Below are 23,916 nucleotides of genomic sequence, written 5' to 3'. Positions count from 1 at the left end.
AAACGAGCGCTATTCTAAACCGGGCTTCGCCCCCTGCCCCCGCGGTCGTTGTGGCCGTGCCACGCGGGGCTCCCATCCCCGCGCAGTGTAGCATCGGCCCATGACGACGTCTGCGTGCCTGCGCGCGCGTGCGCTCGTGTACTGGCGGCGGCATTTAGTGCGGTCGTGCGATATTCACGCAGTTGATGCGCATAAAAAAACGGAGCCTTTCGGCTCCGTTCGTTCCGGCAGCGCCGGTCTGCGCATGAGGCTCAGGCTTGGGTGTCCGCATCCGCGTTCTGACGGCCGCGCTTGATCCACGCGCCGAGGTTGTGCGGGCGCACCGTGTCCCACTCCTCGAACGGCTGGTGGATCCACGGATTGGTCGGCAGATACTGCACCGAGTAGTCGGGCTTCACCTTCGAGCAGCCCTTGTACCACAGCACGGCGGAGCGCACGCCGGTCACCGCCGGATAACGCTCCTTCAGATGCTGCTGCACGCGGGCCAGCGTGACGCCGGAATCGACGAGGTCGTCGACCAGCAGCACGTTGCCGGTGAGTTCGCCGCGCGTCATCGTGATGTACTGCGCGATGTCGAGGTCGCCCTGCTGGGTGCCGGCCGCCTCGCGATACGAACTGGTCGCGAGAATCGCGAGCGGCAGGTCGTAGATGCGCGACAGCTGATCGCCGACGCGCAGACCGCCGCGCGCGAGGCACAGGATCTTGTCGAACTTCCAGCCCGAGTCGTGCACCTTCAGCGCGAGCAGTTCGATCAGCCGGTGGTACTCGTCCCATCCGACCCACAGGTTCTTGTCGTCGTTGCGCGGGTCCGTCATCTGGATCATCGTGAAACTCCGCCCTCTCAGACCTTGAACGGGTGACGCAGCAGGATCGTCTCGTCGCGATCCGGGCCGGTCGACACCATGTCGATCGGCACGCCGGCGACTTCCTGCACGCGCGACAGATACGCCTGCGCGCTCTTCGGCAGCGCGTCCCACTGCGTGATGCCGATCGTGCTTTCCTGCCAGCCGGCGAACGTTTCGTACACCGGCTCGCACGCGGCGACGAGCGACGCGCCGCGCGGCAGGATGTCGACGTCCTTGCCGTCGACCTTGTAGCCGACGCACAGTTGCACTTCGTCGAGGCCGTCGAGCACGTCGAGCTTCGTGATGCACAGGCCGGTCACGCCGTTGATCTGGATCGAGCGGCGCAGCGCGGCCGCGTCGAGCCAGCCGGTGCGGCGCGGACGGCCGGTGACCGAGCCGAATTCCTTGCCGACGTTCGCGAGCGTGAGACCGACCGGAACCTGACGCGCGGGGTTATCCGCGTCGTACAGTTCGCTCGGGAACGGGCCGGAACCGACGCGCGTGCAATACGCCTTCGTGATGCCGAGGATGTAGTTCAGTTGCTGCGGACCGACGCCCGCGCCCGCCGACGCCGCGCCGGCAACGCAGTTGCTCGACGTGACGAACGGATAGGTGCCGTGATCGATGTCGAGCAGCGTGCCTTGCGCGCCTTCGAACAGCAGGTTGCCGCCCGCGCGGTTCACGTCGTACAGACGCCGCGACACGTCGGTGACCATCGGCTTCAGACGGTCTGCATAGCTCAGCATCGTGTCGAGCGTCTGCTGGAAATCGACCGCCGCCGCGCCGAGATACTGCGTCAGCACGAAGTTGTGGAAATCGAGGTTGTCGCGCAGACGGTCCGCGAACGCGGCTGGCTCGAACAGGTCCTGCACGCGCAGCCCGCGGCGGCCGACCTTGTCCTCGTAAGCCGGGCCGATGCCGCGACCGGTCGTGCCGATCTTGCCGGCGCCGCGCCGCGTTTCGCGCGCCTGGTCGATCGCGATGTGATACGGGAGGATCAGGGTGGTGGCGTCCGAGATGAACAGACGCTTCTGCACGTCGATGCCGACGCTTTCGAGTTCGCCGATTTCCTTGAACAGGGCCTCGGGAGACAGCACCACGCCGTTGCCGATGTAGCAGGCGACGCCCGCGCGCATGATGCCCGAAGGGATCAGCCGCAGAATGGTTTTCTTGCCGCCGATGATGAGCGTATGGCCGGCGTTGTGGCCGCCCTGGAAACGCACGACGCCCTGGGCGTGGTCCGTCAGCCAGTCGACGATCTTGCCCTTGCCCTCATCTCCCCACTGGGTGCCCACGACGACGACGTTGCGCCCCGGGGTTACATTCACTGCGCTGGCAGACATGGTGTTTCGTAAGCTGGTTAAAAACGTATTCTACCTGGGTTCGCGCGGCGGTCCGCTTTTTTTGCAGAAATTTGCGGTATTTCCCTTTGCACTCAACGGCATGGCGCGACGGCAAGCATCCCTGATGCGTCGCGTGCAAAGGCCTGCCGCGCGGGCTTTCAGGGCCGCGCCTCGACGACCCACGCGCCGTCGCGCTCGACCAGCACGCGGTCGCATGCGAACTCGTCCACGTCGTGTTCGTGGCCCGGCAGCGCCTGGATCACGACCTCGCCCGCGTCGCGCAACGCGGCGACGCTCGCGTTCAGCGCGTCGTCATGACGCCACGGTGCGAGGATCGCGCTGCTGCGCGCCTCGACGGGCGAAATGCGCGCCACTTCGCGCAGATCCAGCGAGAAGCCTGTGGCCGCGCGCGCGCGGCCATACGCCTCGCCGACCTGGTCGTAACGCCCGCCGCGCGCGACCGCGTTCGGCACGCCGTCCACATACGCGAGGAACATCACGCCCCGGTGATACGCGTAGCCACCGAGGTCCGCGAGGTCGATCATCAATTCCGCACCGTTGATCTCGCGCACGAGGAACGCGAGTTCGTCGAGCGCGCGCGCGATGCCGGGCAACGCAGGCAGACGCTCGCGCGCCTCGTCGATCACCGTCGCGTCGCCATACAGCGACGGCAGCGCGCGCAACGCGTCGCGCGTCTGCGGTTGCAGGCCGGCGGTCAGGTCCGCGAGGTCCGGCACGTCCTTGCCTGCAAGCGCTTCATACAATGTCTCGCCGAGCGCGGCTGCCGCCGGGTCCGCGTCGATCAGCGCCTCAAGAATGCCCGCGTGGCACAGGCCGAGCCGCACCTTCCCGAGCCCCGCGAGACGCAGCGCGTCGAGCATCAACTGCTGGATCTCCAGATCCGCTTCGAGACCCGCGTGGCCGTAGATTTCCGCGCCGATCTGGATCTGCTCGCGCGTCGCATGCAGCCCGCGCGGACGCGTATGCAGCACGTTGCCCGCGTAGCACAGGCGGGTCACGCCCTGGCGGTTCAGCAGGTGCGCGTCGATCCGCGCGACCTGCGGCGTGATGTCCGCGCGCAGGCCGAGCGTGCGGCCCGACAGTTGATCGACGAGCTTGAACGTGCGCAGGTTCAGGTCGCGCCCGCTGCCGATCAGCAGCGACTCCAGGTATTCGAGCAGCGGCGGCATCACCATTTCGTAGCCGTACGCGCGGAAGCGGTCCAGCAGGCGGCGGCGCAGTTCTTCGATCTTGCGCGCCTCGGAAGGCAGCACATCGGCGATATTTTCGGGAAGTAACCAGGTCGACATCGGTTGAGTCCTACCACATTGAATACGGCGCGCGCGGATCTCGGCCGCGCGCGGCAGCGCCGCGAACGGCGGGGCCGGCGGCATGACGCGGCGTGGGCGCGTGAACGTGCATGCGCCGCGGTGCGTTCAGGTCGCGAGCATCAGCAGCACAAGGCCGAGCCCCATCACGACGAGGCCGCCCAGGCGGATGTGATGCGGCGGCCGCTCGGCGATCCTGCGAAACGTGTCCTGCCAGGCCGTCGGAAAAACAAACGGAAACATGCCCTCGATAATCAGCATCAACGCAATCGCGAGCAACAGCGAGCCGGCTATGTCCATGCGAATGACCGCGCCCCGAACGGGCGCGGTGTCTCAAATATTGGTCTAGTGTCGGCGCGGCGTCGCAGCGGGAGCGGACGCCGCATCCCCGTACGCGCTGCGCATGAAGCGGAAGAAGTCGCTGGACGAATCGACGACGATCACGTCGCCCGGCCGGAAGCTGTTCCGGTACGCCTGCAGGCTCTGATAGAACTGGTAGAACTGCGGGTCGCGGCCGAACGCTTCGGCGGCGATCGCGGCGGCCTTGCCGTCGCCTTCGCCCTTGATCGCCTGCGCCTGGCTGTATGCGTCCGCGAGCAGCGCGTCGCGCTTGCGCGCCGCGTCGTCCTTGACCTGCTGCGCTTCGGCGGCGCCCTGCGCGCGCTCGTCGGCGGCGACCTGCTCGCGCGCGGCGCTCATACGCTTGAACACCGTCTCCGCCAGTTCGGACGGATAGTCGACCCGCGTCAGCGACACGCCGAGCACCTCGATGCCGAGCGGCGCGGCCGCTTCCTTCAGCGTATCGCGCGCGGCGTCGGTCAGCTTCTGCTGCTGCGACAGCGCGTCGGCCAGCGTGAACTTCGCGAACGCGTCGCCGAGCGCGTCGCGAGACAGCGACGACAGCCGGTCCGACAGCGTCTGCGGATCGCCATTCGTTGCGGCGAACAGCTTCAGCGCATCGGACACGCGATAACGGATCACCGGGTTCACGAGCAGTTCGGTTTTATCCGACGTCGTGAAGCGATCGGCGTCGGCCGCGTCGAACGACTGGATCCGCGTGTCGATCAACGTCGTGGTCTGCAACGGCGGCGGCAGCTTTACGTGCAGGCCGGGGTTGGCGAGCGTCGGCGCGCCGTCGCCCGACGACACGATCGCGACATGGCGGGGATCGACGACGAACACCGTCGACGACGCAACGAGCAGCAGCACGACGATGACAGCGACGAGCGCAACGATTCGGTTCATGAGTGCGCTCCGTTATTGCACGTCGTCCTGACGGCTGCGATTACGCAGCGCGTCCCGCGACCGCAGCGAGTTGCCGGCGGCGCCGGCAGCCGCATCGCTGGCCGGCGCGGCGGGGCCGTCGGCCGGACCCTGTGCCTGCGTTTGGCCTTGCCCCTGCCCCTGCCCCTGCGCGTCGCCCGCTTGAGCGGCCGCTGCGCCCGCCGCCGGAGCGGCGCTTGCGCCGTTCTCCGCGGCCGCGCGCTGACGGCCCGCGTCGGCAATCCTGTCGAGCGGCAGATACAGCACGTTGTTGCCCGACTTGCTGTCGACGAACACCTTCGTCGCGTTCGAATAGATGTGCTGCATCGTGTCCAGATACATCCGGTGGCGAATCACGGCCGGCGCTTTCGCATATTGCTCGTACACGCGCGTGAAGCGCTCCGCGTCGCCCTGCGACTGCGCGACGACCTGGTCGCTGTAGGCCTTCGCGTCCTCGATCATCCGCGCCGCGTCGGCCTGCGCCTTCGGCAGCAACTGGTCCGCGTAGGCCTGCGCATCGCGCTTCGCGCGCTCGCGATCCTGATGCGCCTTCGCCGCATCGTCGAACGCGGCCTGCACCTGGTCCGGCGCCTGCACGCCCTGGATCGTCACGCCGGTCACTTCGAGGCCGGTGCGCGACGCGTCGAGCGAACTCTGGATCGCGTCCGCGAGCTGCGCGCGGATCGGCTCGCGATCCTCTTCGTAAAGCAGATCGCTGGTGCCGTGCGCGCCGACCACCGTGCGCACCGCGGCTTGCGCGGCGCGCGTGACGCTCAAGTCGGGATCGACGCTGTGGAACAGATAGTCGGTCGGCTGCTTGACCTGGTACTGCACGGTGAAGCGCACTTCGAGAATGTCGCCGTCGCGCGTGAGCACCGATGCATCCTTCACGTTGGCGGGACGCACGAGGTTGCTGCGGCCGATCTCGACCGAGCGGACCTGACCGATGTTGACGGTCTCGTGCGTCTGGAACGGATACGGCAGGCGCCAGTGCACGCCCTGGCCGACCGTGTGGCGATACTGGCCGAACTGCAGCACGACGCCGGCCTGGCCTTCCTGCACGACGAACACGCCGCTGCCAAGATAGATCGCGATCAATACGCCGATCACGATGCCGACGCCGATGCGCGCACCGTGACCGCCGTCGGGCCGCGGCCCGACGCCGCCCGGCCCGCGCCCCTTCCCCTTGCGGCCGAACAGGCTGGACAGGCGGCGATTGAAGTCGCGCCACATTTCGTCGAGATCGGGCGGACCGTCGCCTTTATCGCTGCCCTGCGGGCGACGCGACTCGTCCTGGCGCTGGCCATTGCCGTCGCCGCGGCCCCAGCGGGGGTCGTTCAGCGAAAAAATGGCGCGCGCGCGCTGCCAGCCAGTCCGCTTGTTGTAATCGTTCACCTGTGTTCGTTCACCAGAGTTGACAGCGGGTCGTTGCATGCGGGGAGCGCGCGGTTAGTTAGTTACTGCGCGGTCTTCCGTTGGCATGGCGCCGGGCAGCGGGTCAGTGGCCGTGCTCGGGCACCTTGCGAGGTTCGTGCAGTGCTGCGTACCAGTCGTCGGCGGTCAGGGTCTGAGACGCGTCTGCAAGCGGTTCGGCCGAGGCGATTTCGGCGATCGCGGCGCGCAGCGCATCGAGTCCGGCGCCGGTGCGCGCGCTCAAAAAGACGCGCGAAATATTACCATACTCATCCCGTTCGACCGTCCCGCCGCGGGCCGCCAGTTCAGGCACCGCGTCAATCTTGTTGAACACCAGCACCTGCCGGATCGCGTCCGCGCCGATGTCGCGCAACACGCCGTTCACCTGCTCGATCTGTTCGAGCCGCACCGCGCTCGACGCATCGACGACGTGCAGCAGCAGGTCGGCCTGCACTGTTTCTTCGAGCGTCGCACGAAACGCGGCGACCAGTTGGTGCGGCAGCTCGCGAATGAAGCCGACGGTGTCGGACATCACCACCTGGCCGACCTCGTCGCCGAGATACACGCGGCGCGACGTCGTGTCGAGCGTCGCGAACAGCTGGTCGGCCGCATACGCCTGCGCCTTCGTCAACGCGTTGAACAGCGTCGATTTGCCCGCGTTCGTATAACCGACGAGCGACACCGACATCGTGCGGGCGCGCTGCCGCTGACGGCGCTGCGTGCCATGCTGGCGGCGCAGCTTCGCGAGCCGGCCCTGCAGCATCTTGATGCGCTCGCCGATCAGCCGGCGGTCGGTTTCGAGCTGCGTTTCGCCAGGACCGCGCAGACCGATACCGCCTTTCTGCCGTTCAAGGTGAGTCCATGCGCGCACGAGGCGAGTGGAAAGATACTGCAACTGTGCAAGCTCGACCTGCAGCTTGCCTTCGTGGCTGCGCGCGCGCTGCGCGAAGATGTCGAGGATCAGGCTGGTGCGGTCGATCACGCGGCGATTAAGCGCGCGCTCCAGATTGCGTTGCTGGGCCGGCGCGAGCGCGTGATTGAAGATCACGATCTCGACGTCGTTCGCTTCGCATGCGACGCGCAGTTCTTCGGCCTTGCCGCTGCCGACGAACATCGCGGCATCGGGACTCGTGCGTCGCCCGGTCAAGGTAACGGCGGGATGGGCGCCCGCGCTTTGCGCGAGCAGGCTGAGTTCTTCGAGACTGGCTTCGAAATCGGTCTTGCCGAAGTCGATGCCGACGAGCGCTGCGTTGATCAAATTGGCGGAATTCAAGGTGGAAACGGCCGGACGGGACAGGATGAAGAAGCGGCCCGCGCCGGCCGTGAGACGATCAGGCCGTTTCGGCGTCCGGGTGGAAATTCACCGGACGGGCAGGAACGACCGTGGAGATAGCGTGCTTGTACACCATCTGGGTAACCGTATTACGGAGCAACACGACGTACTGGTCGAACGATTCGATGTTCCCTTGAAGCTTGATGCCGTTGACCAGATAGATCGAAACAGGCACGTGCTCCTTGCGCAGCGCGTTCAGAAACGGGTCTTGTAACAATTGCCCTTTGTTGCTCATAGCAAACTCCGTATTTTTTTGCAGGTTTAACTCGGATCGGCGACGAAGAAAAAGAAATCCGCCGCCAATCGCTACACTATAGCCGATTCTCGTTCAGGCGCGAGGGACGTACCCATCCGGCCAGGAGCGGCCCGCAGAAGGGTTTCAGTCCTTCTCCGCGTAGGGATTCGTCGAGGAACGAAACTCTATGCGCAATGGAGTGCCAGTCAGGGAGAAAGTTTCCCGGAAGCGATTCTCCAGATAACGCTTATAGGTGTCGGTTACCGCATCGAGCGCATTGCCGTGGATCACGATGATCGGCGGGTTCTGTCCCCCCTGGTGCGCATAACGCAGCTTCGGCCGCACCGGGCCGCGACGACGCGGCTGCTGGAACTGCACCGCGTCGATCAGCGCGCGCGTCAGGCGCGGCGTCGGCAGCTTCGCCATCGCGGCCGCATACGCGTTGTCCACCGAGCGCATCAACGCGCCGATGCCGAACTTCTCGGTCGCCGAAATGAAGTGGAATTTCGCGAACTCCAGAAACTTCAGCTTGCGCTGGAGATCGTGTTTCGCGCGCTCGCGCGCATGGTCGTCGAGACCGTCCCACTTGTTCACGCCGACCACGAGCGCACGCCCCTGCTCGACGACGAAACCCGCGATGTGCGCGTCCTGGTCCGAGATGTCCTGATGCGCATCGAGCAGCAGGATCACGACGTTCGCATCCGAGATCGACTGCAGCGTCTTCACGACCGAGAACTTCTCGATCGCCTCGAACACCTTGCCGCGCCGGCGCAAACCGGCCGTGTCGATCAGCGTGTACTTCTTGCCGCTGCGTTCGAAGTCCACGTAGATCGAGTCGCGCGTCGTGCCCGGCATGTCGAACGCGATCACGCGGTCCTCGCCGATCAGCGTGTTCACGAGCGTGGACTTGCCGACGTTCGGCCGGCCGACGATTGCAATCTTGATGCCGCGCGCATCGGCGTCTTCTTCGCTTTCTTCCGGCTGACCCGCGTACGCGACGTCGAGCGCCTCGCTGATCATCTCCGTCACGCCGTCGCCGTGCGCGGCCGAGATCGCGCGCGGATCGCCGAGGCCGAGTTCGTAGAAGTCCGCCGCGACCGCGGTGTATTTCATCCCTTCGGACTTGTTCACGACGAGGAAGATCGGCCGGCCGGTCTTGCGCAGATAGTCGGCGATCGTCTTGTCCTGCGGCGCGAGCCCGTTGCGGCCGTCGACGATGAACACGACGATGTCCGCTTCCTCCACCGCCTGACGCGTCTGACGCGCCATCTCGTGCAGGATGCCGTCCTTCGCGACCGGCTCGAAGCCGCCGGTATCGACGACCAGATACGGCCGGTCGCCGACGCGCCCTTCACCGTAGTGGCGGTCGCGCGTGAGACCGGGCAGGTCGGCGACCAGCGCGTCGCGCGAGCGCGTGAGCCGGTTGAACAGCGTGGACTTCCCCACATTGGGGCGCCCGACGAGGGCGATTACGGGTTTCATCTGATCGTTTCTGTCGTAAGGCGCGACGCCGGGCCGCCCGGCGCGATGCGCAGCAACGCCGCGCGAGACGCGCGGCGGCATGAATGGCAAGTTATCACGAAATTTGCCGCGGCCGCCGCGCGCAACGGGCGCGGCATGGCCGGGCAGACGCCGCGCGCAGGCCGCGCGACGCGGATTCCTTCATGAATCGCTCATGAATGCGCATAGCCGGCATGAGCCGGCTTTCTGCGCGGTTCGCCGCGCCGGCGCGAGCCGGCACGGCATAAAGCCGGGCGCGCGACCGGCGCCGGACGACACGCGTCCGGCGCACCGCAGCCCGGCCTTCGACGGATCAGCGCGGACGCAGACCGTACAGGTCGCCGTCGCTCGTCTGCACGACGAGCGTGCTGCCGGACAGCACCGGCGCGGCGGTGATCGGACTGCCGTCCGTCTTCACGCGCGACACGAAGCTGCCGTCGTCGAGCGACAGGAAGTGCACGAAGCCCTTGTAGTCGCCGAACACCGCCGCGTGGCCGAGGATCGCCGGCACGCTGACGCTGCGGTTCTTCAGCTTGTCGGTGGTCCACAGTTGCGCGCCGCTCGACACGTCGAACGCCTTGATCACCGACCAGTCGTCGCCGCCGACGACGAGCCGCTCGTCCTGCGCGATGCCGCTCGTGCTGGAGAACGCCTTCTGCCAGATCACGCGGCCCGCGTTCGCGTCGAAGCACGCGACCTGCCCCTGGAACGTAACCGCGCACGTGATCGCGCCGATCAGCGTCGGCGGACCGCTGACGTCGTTGATCCGCTCGACCTCGGTCACGCCCTTCGGATACGACACCGGCGCTTCCCAGAACGCGTCGCCCGTCTGCAGATTGATCGCCGCGAACGAACCGCCCGGGAAACCCGCGAGCACCGCCGCGTCGCCGGCGAACGTCATGCCGGCCGACACGCGCAGGTTCAACGGCACCGCGCGGTTGCGGTACACCCACTTCTGCTCGCCGGTCTGCGCGTTGAACGCGACGATCTGTCCGTCGATCGTGCGCACCACGACGAAGCCGTTGCCGACGAGCGGCGGCGAGATGATCTCGCCCGGCGCGCTCGCATGCCACGACAGCTTGCCGTCCGGCCCGAGCACGTACACGTCGCCCTTCAGGCCGCCGACCGCGGTCAGGTTGCCGTCGCTGCCGACGCCCGCGGACAGGTCGTCCTTCAGTTTCGTGCGCCAGATGTCCTTGCCGGTCTGCGCGTCGATCTTCGCGACCGAGCCGTTCTGGCCCGCCGCGAACACCGCGTCGCCGACGGCGACCGGCGAGAACAGGTAGCGCCCGGCCTTGCCGACGCTCGACTTCCACACCTGCTGCACATCGAGCACCGGCTTGAAGTCAACCAGTGGCACCGGCACGCGGCGCTCGTCTTTCGTCGATGAGCAAGCCGTCATCGCCAGGACGGCCATCGCACAGGCAACGGGCACAACGTATCGTTTCAGCAGATTCATCGGTGAACGAAGCAAGATTGGTAAGGGATTGATAAACCGCGCGGGCGCGCACTCAGCCGCCCAGCGCATCCAGCTTGAACTGGATCAACTGCCGGTCGGACGGATTGTCCTTGGGCAGATTGTCGAGCGCGAGCTTGTAGGCCGCACGCGCGTCGTCGCGCTTGCCGGCCGCCGCGAGCAGGTCGCCGCGCGCATCCGCGACGAGCCCCTTGAACGGACCCGAATCGGGCTGCGGAATCAACGCGAGGCCCTGATCGTAGGCCTTTTCGTCGAGCAGCAGAGACGCGAGACGCAGCTTCGCGATCTGACGGAATTCGTCGTCCTTCGCATGGTCGGCCGCCCATTGCAGCTGCGCCTTCGCGCCTGCCGCGTCGCCCGCCATGTACATCGCCTTCGCGACGCCGAGCGCGGTCATCTGCGCATACGCAGTGCCGCCGAAGCGGTCTTCCATGTCCGACGCGATCCGCGTGAACAGCGCCTTGTCGCCGGTCGCGACAGCCTGCTGCACCTGGTCGTACAGCACCGCGGCCTCGGCCGCCTGGCGACGCTGCCAGTAATTCCAGCCGTTCCAGGCCGCGAGTCCGAGCAGCGCGATCAGCACGACCCACGTAGCCGCATTGCCCCACTGCGCCCACCAGGCCTTGAAGCTCTCGATCGATTCCTGTTCGTCGTGGTAACTCATCGCGAAGCGATTCCTCGTTTTTCCTGATTGGTGTCAGCGGGCTGCGAGGCCCGCTGTCGCTTGACAAGCGTCGCGATCAGTCGTCGCCGTCTTCGGCGGATGCAACCATCGCATTGATTAGATATTCGGTCAAGTCTCCGAGCGCGACCGCTTGCTGCTCGTTGCGCGCGTCCGCCGCGACGCCGCGCAGCGGCTTCACGCCCGCGACGCCCTGCGCGACTTCGTCGTCGCCGAGGATCACCGCGAACGCCGCGCCGCTCGCGTCGGCGCGCTTCATCTGCGACTTGAAGCTCGCGGACTGGCCGTCGGCGCTGCAATGCAGGATCACGTCGAGGCCCGTGTCGCGCAGCCGTTCCGCGACGATGAACGCGTGGTCGCGCGCCGCGTCGCCCTGATGCACGACGTACACGTCGCAGCCGTCCGCTTCCGGCACGAGGTTCTCGTCCTTCAGCAGTTCGAGGATCCGCTCGACGCCCATCGCCCAGCCGCATGCGGCGGTCGGCTTGCCGCCGAGCTGCTCGATCAGCGGATCGTAGCGGCCGCCCGCGGCCACCGTGCCCTGCGCGCCGAGCTTATCGGTGATCCATTCGAACACGGTCAGGTTGTAGTAATCGAGACCGCGCACGAGACGCGGGTTGATCGTGAACGGAATGTTGTTCGCCTTCAGGATCCGTTGCAGCCCGTCGAAATGCGCACGCGATTCGTCGCGGAGGAAGTCGATCAGCTTCGGCGCGTTCGCGGCGATCTCCTGCAGCGCGGGATTCTTCGTGTCGAGCACGCGCAGCGGGTTCGTGTACAGGCGGCGCTTCGCGTCCTCGTCGAGCGCGTCGACGTGCTTTTCCAGATAGGCGATCAGTTCGACGCGATGCGCGGCGCGCTCTTCCGCGAGACCGAGCGAGTTGATTTCGAGCTTGATGCCGGTCAGCCCGAGGTCGTCCCACAGGCGCTGGCACATCAGGATGATTTCCGCGTCCGCATCAGGGCCGGCGAAACCGAGCGCCTCGACGCCGACCTGATGGAACTGCCGGTAGCGGCCGCGCTGCGGACGCTCGTGACGGAACATCGGGCCGACATACCACAGCCGCTTCGGGCCGTCGTACAGCAGGTTGTGCTCGATCGACGCGCGCACGACAGCCGCGGTGTTCTCCGGGCGCAGCGTCAGGTTCTCGCCGTTCAGCGCGTCGGTGAAGCTGTACATCTCCTTCTCGACGATGTCGGTCACCTCGCCGATCCCGCGCGTGAACAGTTGCGTATGCTCGACGATCGGCGTGCGGATGTTCTGGTATCCGTACGAACGGAGCATCGACTTCACCGTCGATTCGAAGAACTCCCACAGGTGCGCGTCCTGCGGGAGGATATCGTTCATGCCCTTCACGCCGGACAGCTTTTCGGCCTTTCTCTTCTGTTCAGTCATCTGATAAGCGATTGCGGGAGTTCAGTTGAGCACGGCCGCGCGGCCGTACGTGCGTTCGACGTAGTCGCTCACGATCTGCTGGAATTCTTCGGCGATGCGCTCGCCGCGCAGCGTCTTCACCTTCTCGCCGTCGATGAAGACCGGCGCGGCCGGGTTCTCGCCCGAGCCCGGCAGGCTGATGCCGATGTTCGCCTGCTTCGATTCGCCCGGACCGTTGACGATGCAACCCATCACCGCGACGTGCATCTTCTCGACGCCGGGGAACTGGTCGCGCCATACCGGCATCTGCGTGCGCAGGTAGGTCTGGATCTGCGACGCGAGTTCCTGGAACAGCGTGCTCGTCGTGCGGCCGCAGCCGGGGCATGCGATCACCATCGGCGTGAACGAGCGCAGCCCCATCGTCTGCAGGATTTCCTGGCCGACGATCACTTCGCCGGTGCGCGACGCGCCCGGCTCCGGCGTCAGCGAGATGCGGATCGTGTCGCCGATGCCCTGCTGCAACAGCACCGACAGCGCGGCCGTCGACGCGACGATGCCCTTCGAGCCCATGCCCGCCTCGGTCAGCCCGAGGTGCAGCGCGAACTCGCAGCGGCGCGCGAGTTCCCGGTACACGGCGATCAGATCCTGCACGCCGCTGACCTTGCACGAGAGGACGATCTTGTCGCGACCGAGCCCGAGTTCGACCGCGCGTTCCGCCGAGCCGATCGCCGACTGGATCAGCGCCTCGTACATCACGCTCTGCGCCTCCCACGGCGTGCTGCGCGCGGCGTTCTCGTCCATCATCCGCGCGAGCAGGTCCTGGTCGAGGCTGCCCCAGTTCACGCCGATCCGCACCGGCTTGTCGTACTTGATCGCCGCTTCGATCATCTGTGCGAACTGCGTGTCGCGCTTCGCGCCCTGGCCGACGTTGCCCGGATTGATACGGTACTTCGACAGCGCCTCCGCGCAGCCCGGATAGTCGCGCAGCAGCAGGTGGCCGTTGTAATGGAAGTCGCCGACGAGCGGCACCATCACGCCCATCCGGTCGAGCTGCTCGCGGATCGCCGGCACCTCGGCCGCCGCTTCCGGCGTGTTGACCGTGATGCGGACCAGTTCCGAACCGGCCTGCGCGAGTTCCTTGATCTGGATTGCGGTGCCGATCGCGTCCGCGGTGTCCGTGTTCGTCATCGACTGCACGCGCACCGGCGCGTCGCCGCCGATCGTCACCAGCTGACCGCCCCAGCGCACGTCGACCGCGTGCGACTTCCGACGCGGCGCGTGACCGCCGAGGACCGGCTCGGTCGAACAGATCTGACTGCTGCTGGATTGGGATTGCGGTTCGGATTGCATCGAAAAACCCATTTACGCCGCACGCACGCCGCGCATCGCGGCCCGCGCGAATTGAAAAAGCGTCGCGGCCCGGATTGTCCGGGCCGCGACGCGTACCTTGTTCCGGTCAGGGCAACATGAAACGCGCCACGTTACCCCTTGCCGACGCGTACTTGGTCGCGTCGACCGGCTGGCCGTCGAGCGTCATCGACTCGATACCGGCCTTGTTGCCCACCGTGATCTTCAACGGCGCGACGCCGCTGATCTCGCGCGCGTCGCTGCCGTGGACGAGACCCGAGAACACTTCCTTGCCGTCCTTCTGGCGCACGCTGACCCACGTGTCCTGGGTCACGCGGATCGCGAACGTCGACGTGTCCGCGTCGGCCGGCTGCGTCGCCGCGACCGCGGGCGCGCTGGCCGGCTGCGGGCGAGCGGCCGTCGTGGCCGGCGCCGCGGCGCTCGCGGCCTGTTGCACGGCCGGAGCCGCCTGCTGCATCGCCTGCGCGGGCTGCGCCGGCGCCTGCTGCTGGGCAACCGCAGCGGGCGCGGCCGATGCCGGCTGCTGCGCGGCCGTATCCGCCGCTGCCTCCTGCGCATTACCCTGATCGCCGCCCGCCTGGGCCGCCTGCTCGTCGCCCTGCGGCGCCGAAGCGGCGTCCTGTGCGCCGCCTGTCGTCTGCCCTTCGGCGACGTTCGCCGCCGACGCATTCTGCGCCGTTCCCGCCGCGCCGTTCGCGGTCGCCTTCAGGCGCGCGAGCCACGCGGACGACTCGCCGCCGTTCGTATGCCACATCGCGAGCGCGATCACCGCGACGATCACCGCTGCGACGCCCCACAGCCACGACCGGCGACGCGGCATCCCGCTGTTGCCGAGCGACAGCGACACCTTTCCGCGCGGCAGGTCCGTGCCGGACGCCGCCGGCATCGACAGGTCCGGCTGCGGCAGCCCGCGTTCGCGGCGCAGCGCCTGGGTGAACGGCGCCGGATCGGCGCCGAGCATCTTCGCATAGCTGCGCACCACGCCGAGCACGAACGTCGTGTCCGGCAGGCGGCTCAGGTCGCCCGCTTCGATCGCGCGCAGCTTCGGCACCGCCACCTTCAGCCGGGCCGACACGTCCTCGATCGTCCAGCCCTTCGACTCGCGCAACTGCGCGAGCCGCGCGCCGACCGCCGCAACCGAATCGGGCGCAGCCTGGGCCGCCGGCGGCGTCTCGCCGGGCGCCGGACGGCCTGCATTCGTGTCTGTCCCGTAAGGGTGCTGCGGCTCGCTCATCCCAAATCCTTGCGTCGATTCTTTTTTCAATCCTGGAACCGGCCGGCCCGTCGACGAGGCCCTGCTCCGATTCGCAGACCGTTTATAACAAAATGTGCGGCGTCTGTGCCGCTTCCGATCGCTTCTGCAACGTTTCAACTACCGCAAACTACCGCCGGCGCCGCCGCCATTCCCCGGGCTGTTCGGCCGCCGGCTTCAAATCCGGGCCGGCACTTTCCGCACCGGCTCCCTGCCACTGCGCAGCCTATACCGGCCGCACCTCGATCACCTTGCCTGTCGTGCGCGCGTTGCGCTCGGCGAGCCGCGTCCGGTCCTTCACCGCGCCCGCAAGCTGACCGCAAGCCGCGTCGATGTCGTCGCCGCGCGTCTTGCGCACGGTCGTCACGATGCCCGCGTCCATCAGGATCTGCGCGAAACGCTTGATCTGCTCCGGCTTCGAACGCAGCAATCCCGACTCCGGGAACGGATTGAACGGGATCAGGTTGAATTTGCACGGCACGTCGCGCGTCACCGCGAGCAGTTCGCGTGCGTGCTGCTCGGTGTCGTTCACGCCGTCGAGCATGCAGTATTCGAACGTGATGAAGTCGCGCGGCGCCACCTTCAGATACCGCTCGCATGCGGCCATCAGCTCGCGCAGCGGATATTTGCGGTTCAGCGGCACCAGTTCGTCGCGCAGCGCGTCGTTCGGCGCATGCAGCGACACCGCGAGCGCGACCGGCAGTTCCGCGCCGAGCCGGTCCATCATCGGCACGACGCCGGACGTCGACAGCGTGACGCGCCGGCGCGACAGGCCGTACGCGTTGTCGTCGAGCATCAGGCGCATCGCCGGGACGACCGCGTCGTAATTCAGCAGCGGCTCGCCCATGCCCATCATCACGACGTTCGTGATCACGCGCTCGCCCTTGCCCTCGCCGCCCGTAGCACGGCCACCCGCCTCGCCGTGCAGCGACGCGCGCAGCGCGAATTCGGCCATGCGCAACTGGCCGATGATTTCGGCCGTGGACAGATTGCGGGAAAAACCCTGCTTGCCGGTCGAACAGAACCGGCAGTTGACCGCGCACCCGGCCTGCGACGACACGCACAGCGTGCCGCGCCCGTCTTCCGGGATGAACACGGTTTCGACCGCATTGCCGTTGCCCACGTCGACGAGCCACTTGCGGGTGCCGTCCGCGGACACGTGGTCGCTCGCGATCGCCGGCATGCCGATCGTGGCACGCCCCTTGAGCTTTTCGCGCAGCGATTTGGCCAGATCCGTCATGCCGTCGAAGTCGGCGGCGTTGTATTGATGGATCCAGCGTTGAAGCTGTTTGGCGCGAAACGGCTTCTCGCCCAGGCTTTCGCAATAGGCGACGAGCCCCTGGGCATCGAAATCGAGAAGGTTGACGGTTGAACTGCTCGTCATGTCGAATCCTGCCATTTCAGTGCGAGCGGCGCTCACCGCGTTGACGGGGCCTTGCGGCCCACCGGTGAACGCCATCGCCGTTCGCGACCCGGATGTGTCCGACGCCCGTTCGCTTAACGCGAGTAGACGTTGACTTCCGGGAAGAAGAACGCGATCTCGACGCTCGCCGTTTCGGCGGCGTCCGAGCCATGCACCGCGTTCGCGTCGATGCTGTCGGCGAAGTCCGCGCGGATCGTGCCCTTCTCGGCCTTCTTCGGATCGGTCGCGCCCATCAGATCACGGTTCTTCAGGATCGCGCCTTCGCCTTCCAGCACCTGAACCTGCACCGGGCCGGAGATCATGAACTCGACGAGGTCCTTGAAGAACGGACGCGCCGCGTGCACAGCATAGAACTTCTCCGCGTCGGCGCGCGACAGTTGAACCATGCGCGACGCCACGATCTTCAGGCCAGCGTTCTCGAAGCGGCTGTAGATCTGTCCGATCACGTTCTTGGCCACTGCGTCCGGCTTGATAATCGACAGGGTGCGTTCGATCGCCATAAAAACTCCAAAAAATTAAGAGGTTACTGATCCAAATGAATCCGCAATTGTAGCATGTTCCAATGTATCATTGCGATTGAACCCTGTTAGCGCCCGCCACTGGCGCGAGCAGCCCGTCGCCCGCTGTGCGGCGGCGTACGGCGCAGACCGCGGATCATTGAAACTCCCCGGCGCCGCGCATATCTTACGTAGGTACGGGTCGCGCGGCCGCTGCCGGAAACGCCAGCTCGCGATCCGCGCCACGGCGCTACACTCGCCTCTCACGCAAGGAGAAAGCATGAACGAGTACCCCTATAACTTCGGCCGCGGCGGCAGCGTCACCACTGCCGAAACCCGCAACCGCGTACTGCGCAACACCTACTGGCTGCTCGCGCTGTCGATGGTGCCGACGGTGCTCGGCGCGTGGGTGGGCATCGCCACCGGTTTCTCGCTGTTCGCGGCCACGAGCCCCGCGATGAGCCTGCTCGCGTTCTTCGCGATCGCGTTCGGCTTCATGTTCGCGATCGAACGTACGAAAAACAGCTCGGTCGGCGTGTTCGTGCTGCTCGGCTTCACGTTCTTCATGGGCCTGATGCTGTCGCGGCTCCTCAGCTTCATCCTCGGCTTTTCGAACGGCCCGTCGCTCATCATGCTCGCTTTTGGCGGCACCGGTGTGATCTTCGCCGCGATGGCGACCGTCGCGACGGTCAGCAAGCGCGACTTCTCGGGCCTCGGCAAGTGGCTGTTCATGGGCGTGATCGTGATCCTGCTCGCCGCGGTCGCGAACATGTTCCTGCAACTGCCGGCGCTGATGCTCACCGTGTCGGTGCTCGCGATCGTGATCTTCTCGGCGTACATGCTGTTCGACGTGCAGCGTGTCGTGAACGGCGGCGAGACGAACTACATCTCGGCAACGCTCGCCATCTACCTCGATCTGTACAACGTGTTCACGAACCTGCTCGCGCTGCTCGGTATTTTCGGCGGCAACCGCAACTGATCGATCCCCCGGAACGCGGCGCGCGCAGCGCCGCGGTCTCCAGCAAAAAAGCCCATGACACAAATCATGGGCTTTTTTTCGTCCCGCTACATCGGCGGAGTCAGCAGTGGGCCTGGTTTCAGAGCATCAGCCAGTCGAAACCGTCGTCCTGCGACGCGACCCTGATTTCCGTGATTGCGTTGCCGAGCACCGCCGCCATCGCCGCCTGCGCGAGTTCGGGCGTGTTGTTCTCGCGACTCAGGTGCGCGGCCACCAGATAGCGCAGCCTCGACCGGTCGAGCCCCGCGAGAATGCCGGCCGCCGCGTCGTTGTTCAGATGTCCGTGCGAGCCGCCGATCCGCGCCTTCAGCGACGCCGGATAACGGCTCGTCGAGAGCATTGGCAGATCGTGATTGCATTCGAGGACCAGCGCGTCGCAGCCGCCGAGCACCGCGCCGATGTGCGGCGTCGATTCGCCGACGTCGGTCAGCACGCCGAGCCGGCTCGCGCCGTCCGAGAACACGAACTGCAACGGCTCGCGCGCGTCGTGCGGCACCGTGTACGGCAGCACGCCCAGTTCGCCGATCTCCACCGTCTCGTCGCCCCACAGCAGGTGCAGATCGACGTCGGCGTCGTCCGCACCGACCGCGCGCGCCGTGCCCCAGCTCATGTACAGCGGAATCGACCAGCGGCGCGCGAGCGTCAGCGCGCTGCCGATGTGGTCGCTATGTTCGTGGGTGATGACGAGCGCGTCGAGCGCGTCGGCGGCGATGCCCGCCCGGAGCAGTCGCCGCTCGGCCTCCTTCGCGGAGAAACCGCAATCGAGCAGCACGCGCGTCGTCGTCGCGCCGCTGCCCGCTTCTACGACCAGTGCGTTGCCTTCGCTGCCGCTGCCGAGGCTCGCAAACCGCACGGCCGCGTCAGTTCAGCTGCGCGTTCAGCGCGGACACGATCCGCTGCGCGTCCGACGACGTCGTCACCTGCCCGTTCTGGTCCAGCACCGCGACCTGCGTCAGCGTGTCGGTCTTCGGACGGACGGTCACGAGGAATTCCGGCCCGGTCTGCTTCTTCGCCTTCGCCGGGTTGTAGAACAGCTTGCCGAGCAGGCCGTCGCCCTTCAGTTCCTGCATCGAATCCGCGTAACGGACGTAGTAGATGCCCTTTTCGCGGTCGCGGTTGTCGACCGTGAAATTCGTCCGGTCGAGCGCGAGGCCTACGCGCAGCCACGCACGGTCGAACGACTCGGGCAGATCGAGCGTCGCGCTGCCGCCGTCGATCTGCGCGATCGCCGTCGACTGGTGCGCGTCGGTCAGCAGTTGCTTCGACTGGCCGTCGGTCAGCCCGAACTTCTGCATCAGCTTCGACAGGAACGCCGCTTCCAGCGCCGGATCGCGCGGACGCTCGACCCAGCGCGACATCGTCTTGTCCTGGCCCGTCAGCACTTCTTCCATCGCGCTGTGCGTGATCGAGATGTCGGTCTGCCCATCCGGCCCGCGCGTCACCAGCGTGCGGAAACGGTCGCGCGTGCCCGACGAATACGCGAAGTCGATCACGCGGCCAATCGTGCGGCGGAACCAGTCGTCCGGAATGTTCGCGCGGTTTTCCGCCCAGTCGGTCGTCATGATGCCGGTGGCCGCCGAGTCGGTCGTCAGCGAGAAGCCGTTCTGCTGCCAGAATTCCTGCAGGATCGGCCATACGTCGTCCGGCGTGCGGCCGTCGACGACCAGCCAGCGGCGGTCGCCGTCACGCTCGATGTGCATCCCGAGCGGGTCCTGCGCGCTCGGCTGGCCGAGCGTCGCGTTGCCGGCGCTCGTCACCGTGCGCTTCGGCTCGTTGCCGAGCGCGACCGTCGGCAGCGGCGCGACGAAGCGCTGGTCGGACGGCGCGGCGGTCAGGTCCTGCGGCACGACGAGCGGCGGCGCGCTCGCCGTGTCCTTGTAGTTCACGCGATCCGACGCGAACCAGTCGTTCAGCGACTCGCAACCGGCGAGCGAACCGACAGCAAGCGACAGCACCGCCATGCGGGTCGCGTGGAGGGAAAAAGCGGAACGTTTCATGGAAGCCTTCGTGATGCTGGAACGCGGTGCCTTGTCCGGTCAGGAATCGGGCGGAATCGACGTCGGTTGAGAAAATGCGGCGGCTGCGGTCAGGCCAGCAAGCCTGCTTCGCGCAAAGCCGCGCGCACCACGCCGTGATAACGCTCGTCGAGCGGCGTCAGCGGCAGGCGGATTCCGCCTTCGATGCGGCCGAGCTGCTGCAGCGCCCACTTCGCCGGAATCGGGTTCGATTCGACGAACAGGTTCTTGTGCAGCGACAGCAGCTTCAGGTGAATTTCGCGCGCGGTCTTCGCGTCGGCGGCAAGCGCGGCCTTGCACAACAGGCTCATCTGGCGCGGCGCGACGTTCGCGGTCACCGAGATGTTGCCGTGGCCGCCGAGCAGCATCAGCGCGATCGCGGTCGGATCGTCGCCGCTGAAGATCGAGAACCCGGCCGGCGCTTCCTTGATCAGGTGCGCGGCGCGATCGATGTTGCCGGTCGCTTCCTTCACGCCGACGATGCCCGGCACCCGCGCGAGGCGCAGGATCGTTTCGTTCGCCATGTCCGCGACGGTGCGGCCCGGCACGTTGTACAGGATCATCGGCAGATCGACCGTCTCCGCGATCTTCGCGAAGTGGCGATACATCCCTTCCTGCGTCGGCTTGTTGTAATACGGCACGACCTGCAGCGACGCGTTCGCGCCGACGGACTTCGCCTGCCCGGTCAGCTCGATCGCCTCGGCGGTCGAGTTGCCGCCGGAGCCGGCGATGATCGGCAGACGGCCGGCCGCGTGCTCGACCGCGGTCTTCACCATCAGGATGTGCTCTTCGACGTTCAGCGTCGCGGACTCGCCGCTCGTGCCGACGACGACGAGTGCATCCGTCCCCTCTTCCACGTGCCAGTCGATCAGTTTGCGGAACGCCGGCAGGTCGAGGCTGCCGTCTTCGTGCATCGGGGTGACGATCGCAGGGATGCTGCCCCGCAGCGTAATGCCGTCTTGAGTGCCGTTAGCCATGAAACGTCAATAGATTGAATCGGTTAATCCGGGATTGTAGCGGATTAGCCGGTCAGATCGTAACGCGGTACGGGTACGCCCTGAGTCGCGGCGTCGTCGGCATGCTCCGCGGCCCGCCACTCGCGCACCGCGCAAATCCGCTGCACGAACGCCGGCCGCGGTTCCGGCAGGAATCCGTCCTGATACGCGACCACCCGCAGCGCCGGCGCAAACGCCGCGAGCAGTTCGCCCGGCGCGAGCAGGAAAGCGGGATTCGACGGTTTGCCGACCGTCTCGTTGCCTTGCGCGAACGTTTCGTAGATCAGCACGCCGCCGGGCGCGAGCGCGTCGGCGAGACGCTGCATCAACGGACGATGCAGGTAGTTCGTGACGACGACCGCCGCGAAGCGCGCGTCGTCCGGCAGCGGCCACGGCGCGCCTTCGAGGTCGGCTTCGACGGTCGTGATCCGCGGCTCGTCGCGCAGCGTCGCGAGCGCGGCGGCGTCACGATCGATTGCGGCGACCGGATGGCCGCGCTGCGCGAACCAGCGCGCGTGGCGGCCCGCGCCCGACGCGACGTCGAGCACCGCGCCGCCCGGCTCGACCAGATGCGCCCAGCGGCGCACCCAGCGCGACGGCCCGGCCGCGCCGCCGCATCCGGAACCCGCAATGGGCGTCGAGGTCATCGCAAAAACGAGCCGTGGGTCAGGTATACGACAGGCCCATCGCCTCGCGCACGTCGCGCATCGTCTCCGATGCGAACTTGCGCGCCTTGTCGCAGCCGTCCGCGACGATCGCACGCAGCAGCGACGGATCGTCCATGTACTTCTGCGCGCGCTCCAGCATCGGCTGCTGCTCGCGCAGGATCCCTTCGATGACCGGCTGCTTGCATTCGAGGCAGCCGATTCCCGCCGAGCGGCAGCCCTTCTGCACCCAGTCGTGCGTCGCTTCGTCGGTGTAGACCTCGTGCAGCTTCCACACCGGGCACTTGTCCGGATCGCCCGGATCGGTGCGGCGCACGCGCGCCGGATCGGTCGGCATCGTGCGGACCTTCTTCGCGATCGTGTCCGCGTCCTCGCGCAACCCGATCGTGTTGCCGTACGACTTCGACATCTTCTGGCCGTCGAGGCCCGGCATCCGCGACGCCTCGGTCAGCAGCACCTGCGGCTCCGGCAGGATGATCTTGCGCGAGCCTTCGAGGTAGCCGAACAGCCGCTCGCGATCGTTCATCGACAGGCTCTGCGATTCGGACAGCAGCGCGCGCGCCTGTTCGAGTGCCTCGTCGTCGCCTTCCTGCTGATACGCGTTGCGCAGTTCGTGATACAGCTTCGAGCGCTTGCCGCCGAGCTTCTTCGCCGCTTCGAGCGCCTTCTCCTCGAAGCCCGGCTCGCGGCCGTACATGTAGTTGAAGCGGCGCGCGATCTCGCGGGTCATCTCGACGTGCGGCACCTGGTCCTCGCCGACCGGCACGAGCGACGCGCGATACAGCAGGATGTCCGCCGCCATCAGCACCGGATATCCGAGGAAGCCATAGGTGCCGAGATCCTTGTCGCGCAGCTTCTCGATCTGCTCCTTGTAGGTCGGCACGCGTTCGAGCCAGCCGAGCGGCGTGCTCATGCCGAGCAGCAGCGACAGTTCCGCGTGCTCGGGCACACGGCTCTGGATGAACAGCGTCGCCTGGTTCGGATCGATGCCCGACGCGAGCCAGTCGATCAGCACGTCCCACACGTTCCGCTCGATCACCTCGGGCGTCTCGTAGTGCGTGGTCAGCGCGTGCCAGTCCACGACGCAGAAGAAACACGGGTATTCGGACTGGAGCCGCACCCAGTTTTTCAGCACGCCGTGATAGTGGCCGAGGTGCAGCGACCCGGTGGGCCGCATGCCGGAGAAGATACGGTCTGGGAACATGATGTTATGTAAGGAGCGACACAAGGGGAGTAAGAATCGCGGTCACCGCGTCATAACCGAGGCTGACCAGCGGGCGCAGCCAGAACCGCGTCAGCACGCCGGTCAGCACGAGCGCCATCACGATGAAGAAGCCGTACGGCTCCAGGCGCGACAACGCGATGCTCGCGCGCGGCGGCAAGAGCGCGGTCAGCACGCGGCCGCCGTCGAGCGGCGGCAGCGGAAAGAGATTCAGCACGCCGAGCACGAGGTTCACGCCTACGCCGGCCGCGGCCATCCGCGTGAAGAACGGCTCCTGCACGTCGAGCACCGCGAGCACGACGCCGAACACGCCCCACACGAGCGCCTGGATGAAGTTGCACAGCGGCCCGGCCGCCGCGACCCACAGGCTGCCCCAGCGCGGATCGCGCAGGTTGCGGAACGCGATCGGCACCGGCTTCGCGTAACCGAACACGAACGCGCCGCCGGTCAGGAAATAGAGGATCAGCGGCATCGCGATCGTGCCGACCGGATCGATGTGGCGCATCGGGTTGAACGACACGCGGCCGAGCACGTACGCGGTGTCGTCGCCGAGCTTGCGCGCGACGAACCCGTGCGCGGCCTCGTGCAGCGTAATCGCGAAGATGACCGGCAGCGCGTAGACGGCGATCGTTTGTATCAGGGAAGCATCCATAGCGGCGTATTGTAT

23 protein-coding genes are annotated in these 23,916 nt (G+C 66.8%); 1 reads left to right on the top strand and 22 read right to left on the bottom strand.

All coding sequences use genetic code 11. The features are described 5' to 3' along the window. Positions 1 to 251: 251 nt before the first annotated feature. From BLV92_RS07750 to ndk, 16 genes are all read right to left on the bottom strand, one after another. Complete coding sequence (locus BLV92_RS07750) at positions 252 to 824, bottom strand: phosphoribosyltransferase (protein WP_166676542.1); 573 nt, start codon at positions 822 to 824, stop codon at positions 252 to 254. Positions 825 to 841: 17 nt separating this feature from the next. After that, positions 842 to 2,188: an adenylosuccinate synthase gene (locus BLV92_RS07745; RefSeq protein WP_090543751.1), complete on the bottom strand. Its 1,347-nt coding sequence runs from the start codon at positions 2,186 to 2,188 to the stop codon at positions 842 to 844. Between the two features lie 158 nt (positions 2,189 to 2,346). Then, positions 2,347 to 3,498 (bottom strand): ATP phosphoribosyltransferase regulatory subunit, encoded by a 1,152-nt coding sequence (locus tag BLV92_RS07740; RefSeq protein ID WP_090543750.1) that lies wholly within the window; start codon positions 3,496 to 3,498, stop codon positions 2,347 to 2,349. 126 nt (positions 3,499 to 3,624) lie between these two features. Then, the gene (locus BLV92_RS07735) at positions 3,625 to 3,816 is read right to left on the bottom strand and encodes a DUF2065 family protein (RefSeq protein ID WP_090543748.1); all 192 of its coding nucleotides are present in this window, start codon (positions 3,814 to 3,816) and stop codon (positions 3,625 to 3,627) included. 45 nt (positions 3,817 to 3,861) lie between these two features. Then, on the bottom strand, positions 3,862 to 4,761 hold the full coding sequence (gene hflC, locus BLV92_RS07730; protein WP_090543746.1) for a protease modulator HflC: 900 nt from the start codon (positions 4,759 to 4,761) through the stop codon (positions 3,862 to 3,864). Between the two features lie 12 nt (positions 4,762 to 4,773). After that, positions 4,774 to 6,174, bottom strand: a complete 1,401-nt coding sequence (hflK, locus tag BLV92_RS07725) for an FtsH protease activity modulator HflK (RefSeq protein WP_090543744.1) — start codon at positions 6,172 to 6,174, stop codon at positions 4,774 to 4,776. 103 nt (positions 6,175 to 6,277) lie between these two features. Next, positions 6,278 to 7,450, bottom strand: a complete 1,173-nt coding sequence (gene hflX / locus BLV92_RS07720; protein WP_177197941.1) for a GTPase HflX — start codon at positions 7,448 to 7,450, stop codon at positions 6,278 to 6,280. A gap of 73 nt (positions 7,451 to 7,523) precedes the next feature. Continuing rightward, positions 7,524 to 7,760 carry an RNA chaperone Hfq gene (hfq, locus tag BLV92_RS07715; protein ID WP_090543740.1) on the bottom strand — a complete coding sequence of 79 codons (237 nt, stop codon included), beginning with the start codon at positions 7,758 to 7,760 and terminating at the stop codon, positions 7,524 to 7,526. 144 nt (positions 7,761 to 7,904) lie between these two features. Then, positions 7,905 to 9,242, bottom strand: a complete 1,338-nt coding sequence (der, locus tag BLV92_RS07710; protein WP_090546914.1) for a ribosome biogenesis GTPase Der — start codon at positions 9,240 to 9,242, stop codon at positions 7,905 to 7,907. Positions 9,243 to 9,573: 331 nt separating this feature from the next. After that, positions 9,574 to 10,719 (bottom strand): outer membrane protein assembly factor BamB, encoded by a 1,146-nt coding sequence (bamB, locus tag BLV92_RS07705; RefSeq protein ID WP_090543738.1) that lies wholly within the window; start codon positions 10,717 to 10,719, stop codon positions 9,574 to 9,576. 52 nt (positions 10,720 to 10,771) lie between these two features. After that, positions 10,772 to 11,401, bottom strand: coding sequence for a tetratricopeptide repeat protein (locus BLV92_RS07700; protein ID WP_090543736.1), 630 nt, complete (start codon positions 11,399 to 11,401; stop codon positions 10,772 to 10,774). A 76-nt stretch (positions 11,402 to 11,477) separates the two neighbouring features. Beyond that, on the bottom strand, positions 11,478 to 12,815 hold the full coding sequence (hisS, locus tag BLV92_RS07695) for a histidine--tRNA ligase (RefSeq protein WP_090543734.1): 1,338 nt from the start codon (positions 12,813 to 12,815) through the stop codon (positions 11,478 to 11,480). A gap of 21 nt (positions 12,816 to 12,836) precedes the next feature. Continuing rightward, positions 12,837 to 14,156 carry a flavodoxin-dependent (E)-4-hydroxy-3-methylbut-2-enyl-diphosphate synthase gene (gene ispG / locus BLV92_RS07690; RefSeq protein ID WP_090543732.1) on the bottom strand — a complete coding sequence of 440 codons (1,320 nt, stop codon included), beginning with the start codon at positions 14,154 to 14,156 and terminating at the stop codon, positions 12,837 to 12,839. A 94-nt stretch (positions 14,157 to 14,250) separates the two neighbouring features. Then, entirely contained in the window at positions 14,251 to 15,396 is a 1,146-nt protein-coding gene (locus BLV92_RS07685; protein ID WP_090543730.1) for a helix-turn-helix domain-containing protein, read from the bottom strand. A 244-nt stretch (positions 15,397 to 15,640) separates the two neighbouring features. Then, on the bottom strand, positions 15,641 to 16,798 hold the full coding sequence (rlmN, locus tag BLV92_RS07680; protein ID WP_090543728.1) for a dual-specificity RNA methyltransferase RlmN: 1,158 nt from the start codon (positions 16,796 to 16,798) through the stop codon (positions 15,641 to 15,643). Positions 16,799 to 16,911: 113 nt separating this feature from the next. Then, positions 16,912 to 17,337: a nucleoside-diphosphate kinase gene (gene ndk / locus BLV92_RS07675; RefSeq protein WP_090543726.1), complete on the bottom strand. Its 426-nt coding sequence runs from the start codon at positions 17,335 to 17,337 to the stop codon at positions 16,912 to 16,914. A 277-nt stretch (positions 17,338 to 17,614) separates the two neighbouring features. On the opposite strand from ndk, the gene BLV92_RS07670 reads away from it, so the two are divergent. Next, complete coding sequence (locus BLV92_RS07670; protein ID WP_090543724.1) at positions 17,615 to 18,313, top strand: Bax inhibitor-1/YccA family protein; 699 nt, start codon at positions 17,615 to 17,617, stop codon at positions 18,311 to 18,313. Positions 18,314 to 18,431: 118 nt separating this feature from the next. Here the strand turns inward: BLV92_RS07670 and BLV92_RS07665 are convergent, their stop codons facing one another. The 6 genes from BLV92_RS07665 to BLV92_RS07640 form a co-directional block, all read right to left on the bottom strand. Beyond that, entirely contained in the window at positions 18,432 to 19,205 is a 774-nt protein-coding gene (locus BLV92_RS07665; protein WP_090543722.1) for an MBL fold metallo-hydrolase, read from the bottom strand. A 7-nt stretch (positions 19,206 to 19,212) separates the two neighbouring features. Next, the gene (gene bamC / locus BLV92_RS07660; RefSeq protein WP_090543720.1) at positions 19,213 to 20,349 is read right to left on the bottom strand and encodes an outer membrane protein assembly factor BamC; all 1,137 of its coding nucleotides are present in this window, start codon (positions 20,347 to 20,349) and stop codon (positions 19,213 to 19,215) included. An 89-nt stretch (positions 20,350 to 20,438) separates the two neighbouring features. Beyond that, positions 20,439 to 21,344 carry a 4-hydroxy-tetrahydrodipicolinate synthase gene (dapA, locus tag BLV92_RS07655; RefSeq protein ID WP_090543718.1) on the bottom strand — a complete coding sequence of 302 codons (906 nt, stop codon included), beginning with the start codon at positions 21,342 to 21,344 and terminating at the stop codon, positions 20,439 to 20,441. A gap of 44 nt (positions 21,345 to 21,388) precedes the next feature. Next, positions 21,389 to 22,009 carry a class I SAM-dependent methyltransferase gene (locus BLV92_RS07650; protein ID WP_090543716.1) on the bottom strand — a complete coding sequence of 207 codons (621 nt, stop codon included), beginning with the start codon at positions 22,007 to 22,009 and terminating at the stop codon, positions 21,389 to 21,391. A 19-nt stretch (positions 22,010 to 22,028) separates the two neighbouring features. Continuing rightward, positions 22,029 to 23,231 carry a tryptophan--tRNA ligase gene (locus BLV92_RS07645; RefSeq protein WP_090543713.1) on the bottom strand — a complete coding sequence of 401 codons (1,203 nt, stop codon included), beginning with the start codon at positions 23,229 to 23,231 and terminating at the stop codon, positions 22,029 to 22,031. Between the two features lie 4 nt (positions 23,232 to 23,235). After that, on the bottom strand, positions 23,236 to 23,901 hold the full coding sequence (locus BLV92_RS07640) for a site-2 protease family protein (RefSeq protein WP_090543711.1): 666 nt from the start codon (positions 23,899 to 23,901) through the stop codon (positions 23,236 to 23,238). Positions 23,902 to 23,916 lie beyond the last annotated feature (15 nt).

Source organism: Paraburkholderia caballeronis (assembly GCF_900104845.1).
In the GTDB taxonomy this organism is placed as follows: Bacteria; Pseudomonadota; Gammaproteobacteria; order Burkholderiales; family Burkholderiaceae; genus Paraburkholderia; species Paraburkholderia caballeronis.
This window is presented reverse-complemented; position numbering and strand designations above follow the sequence as displayed.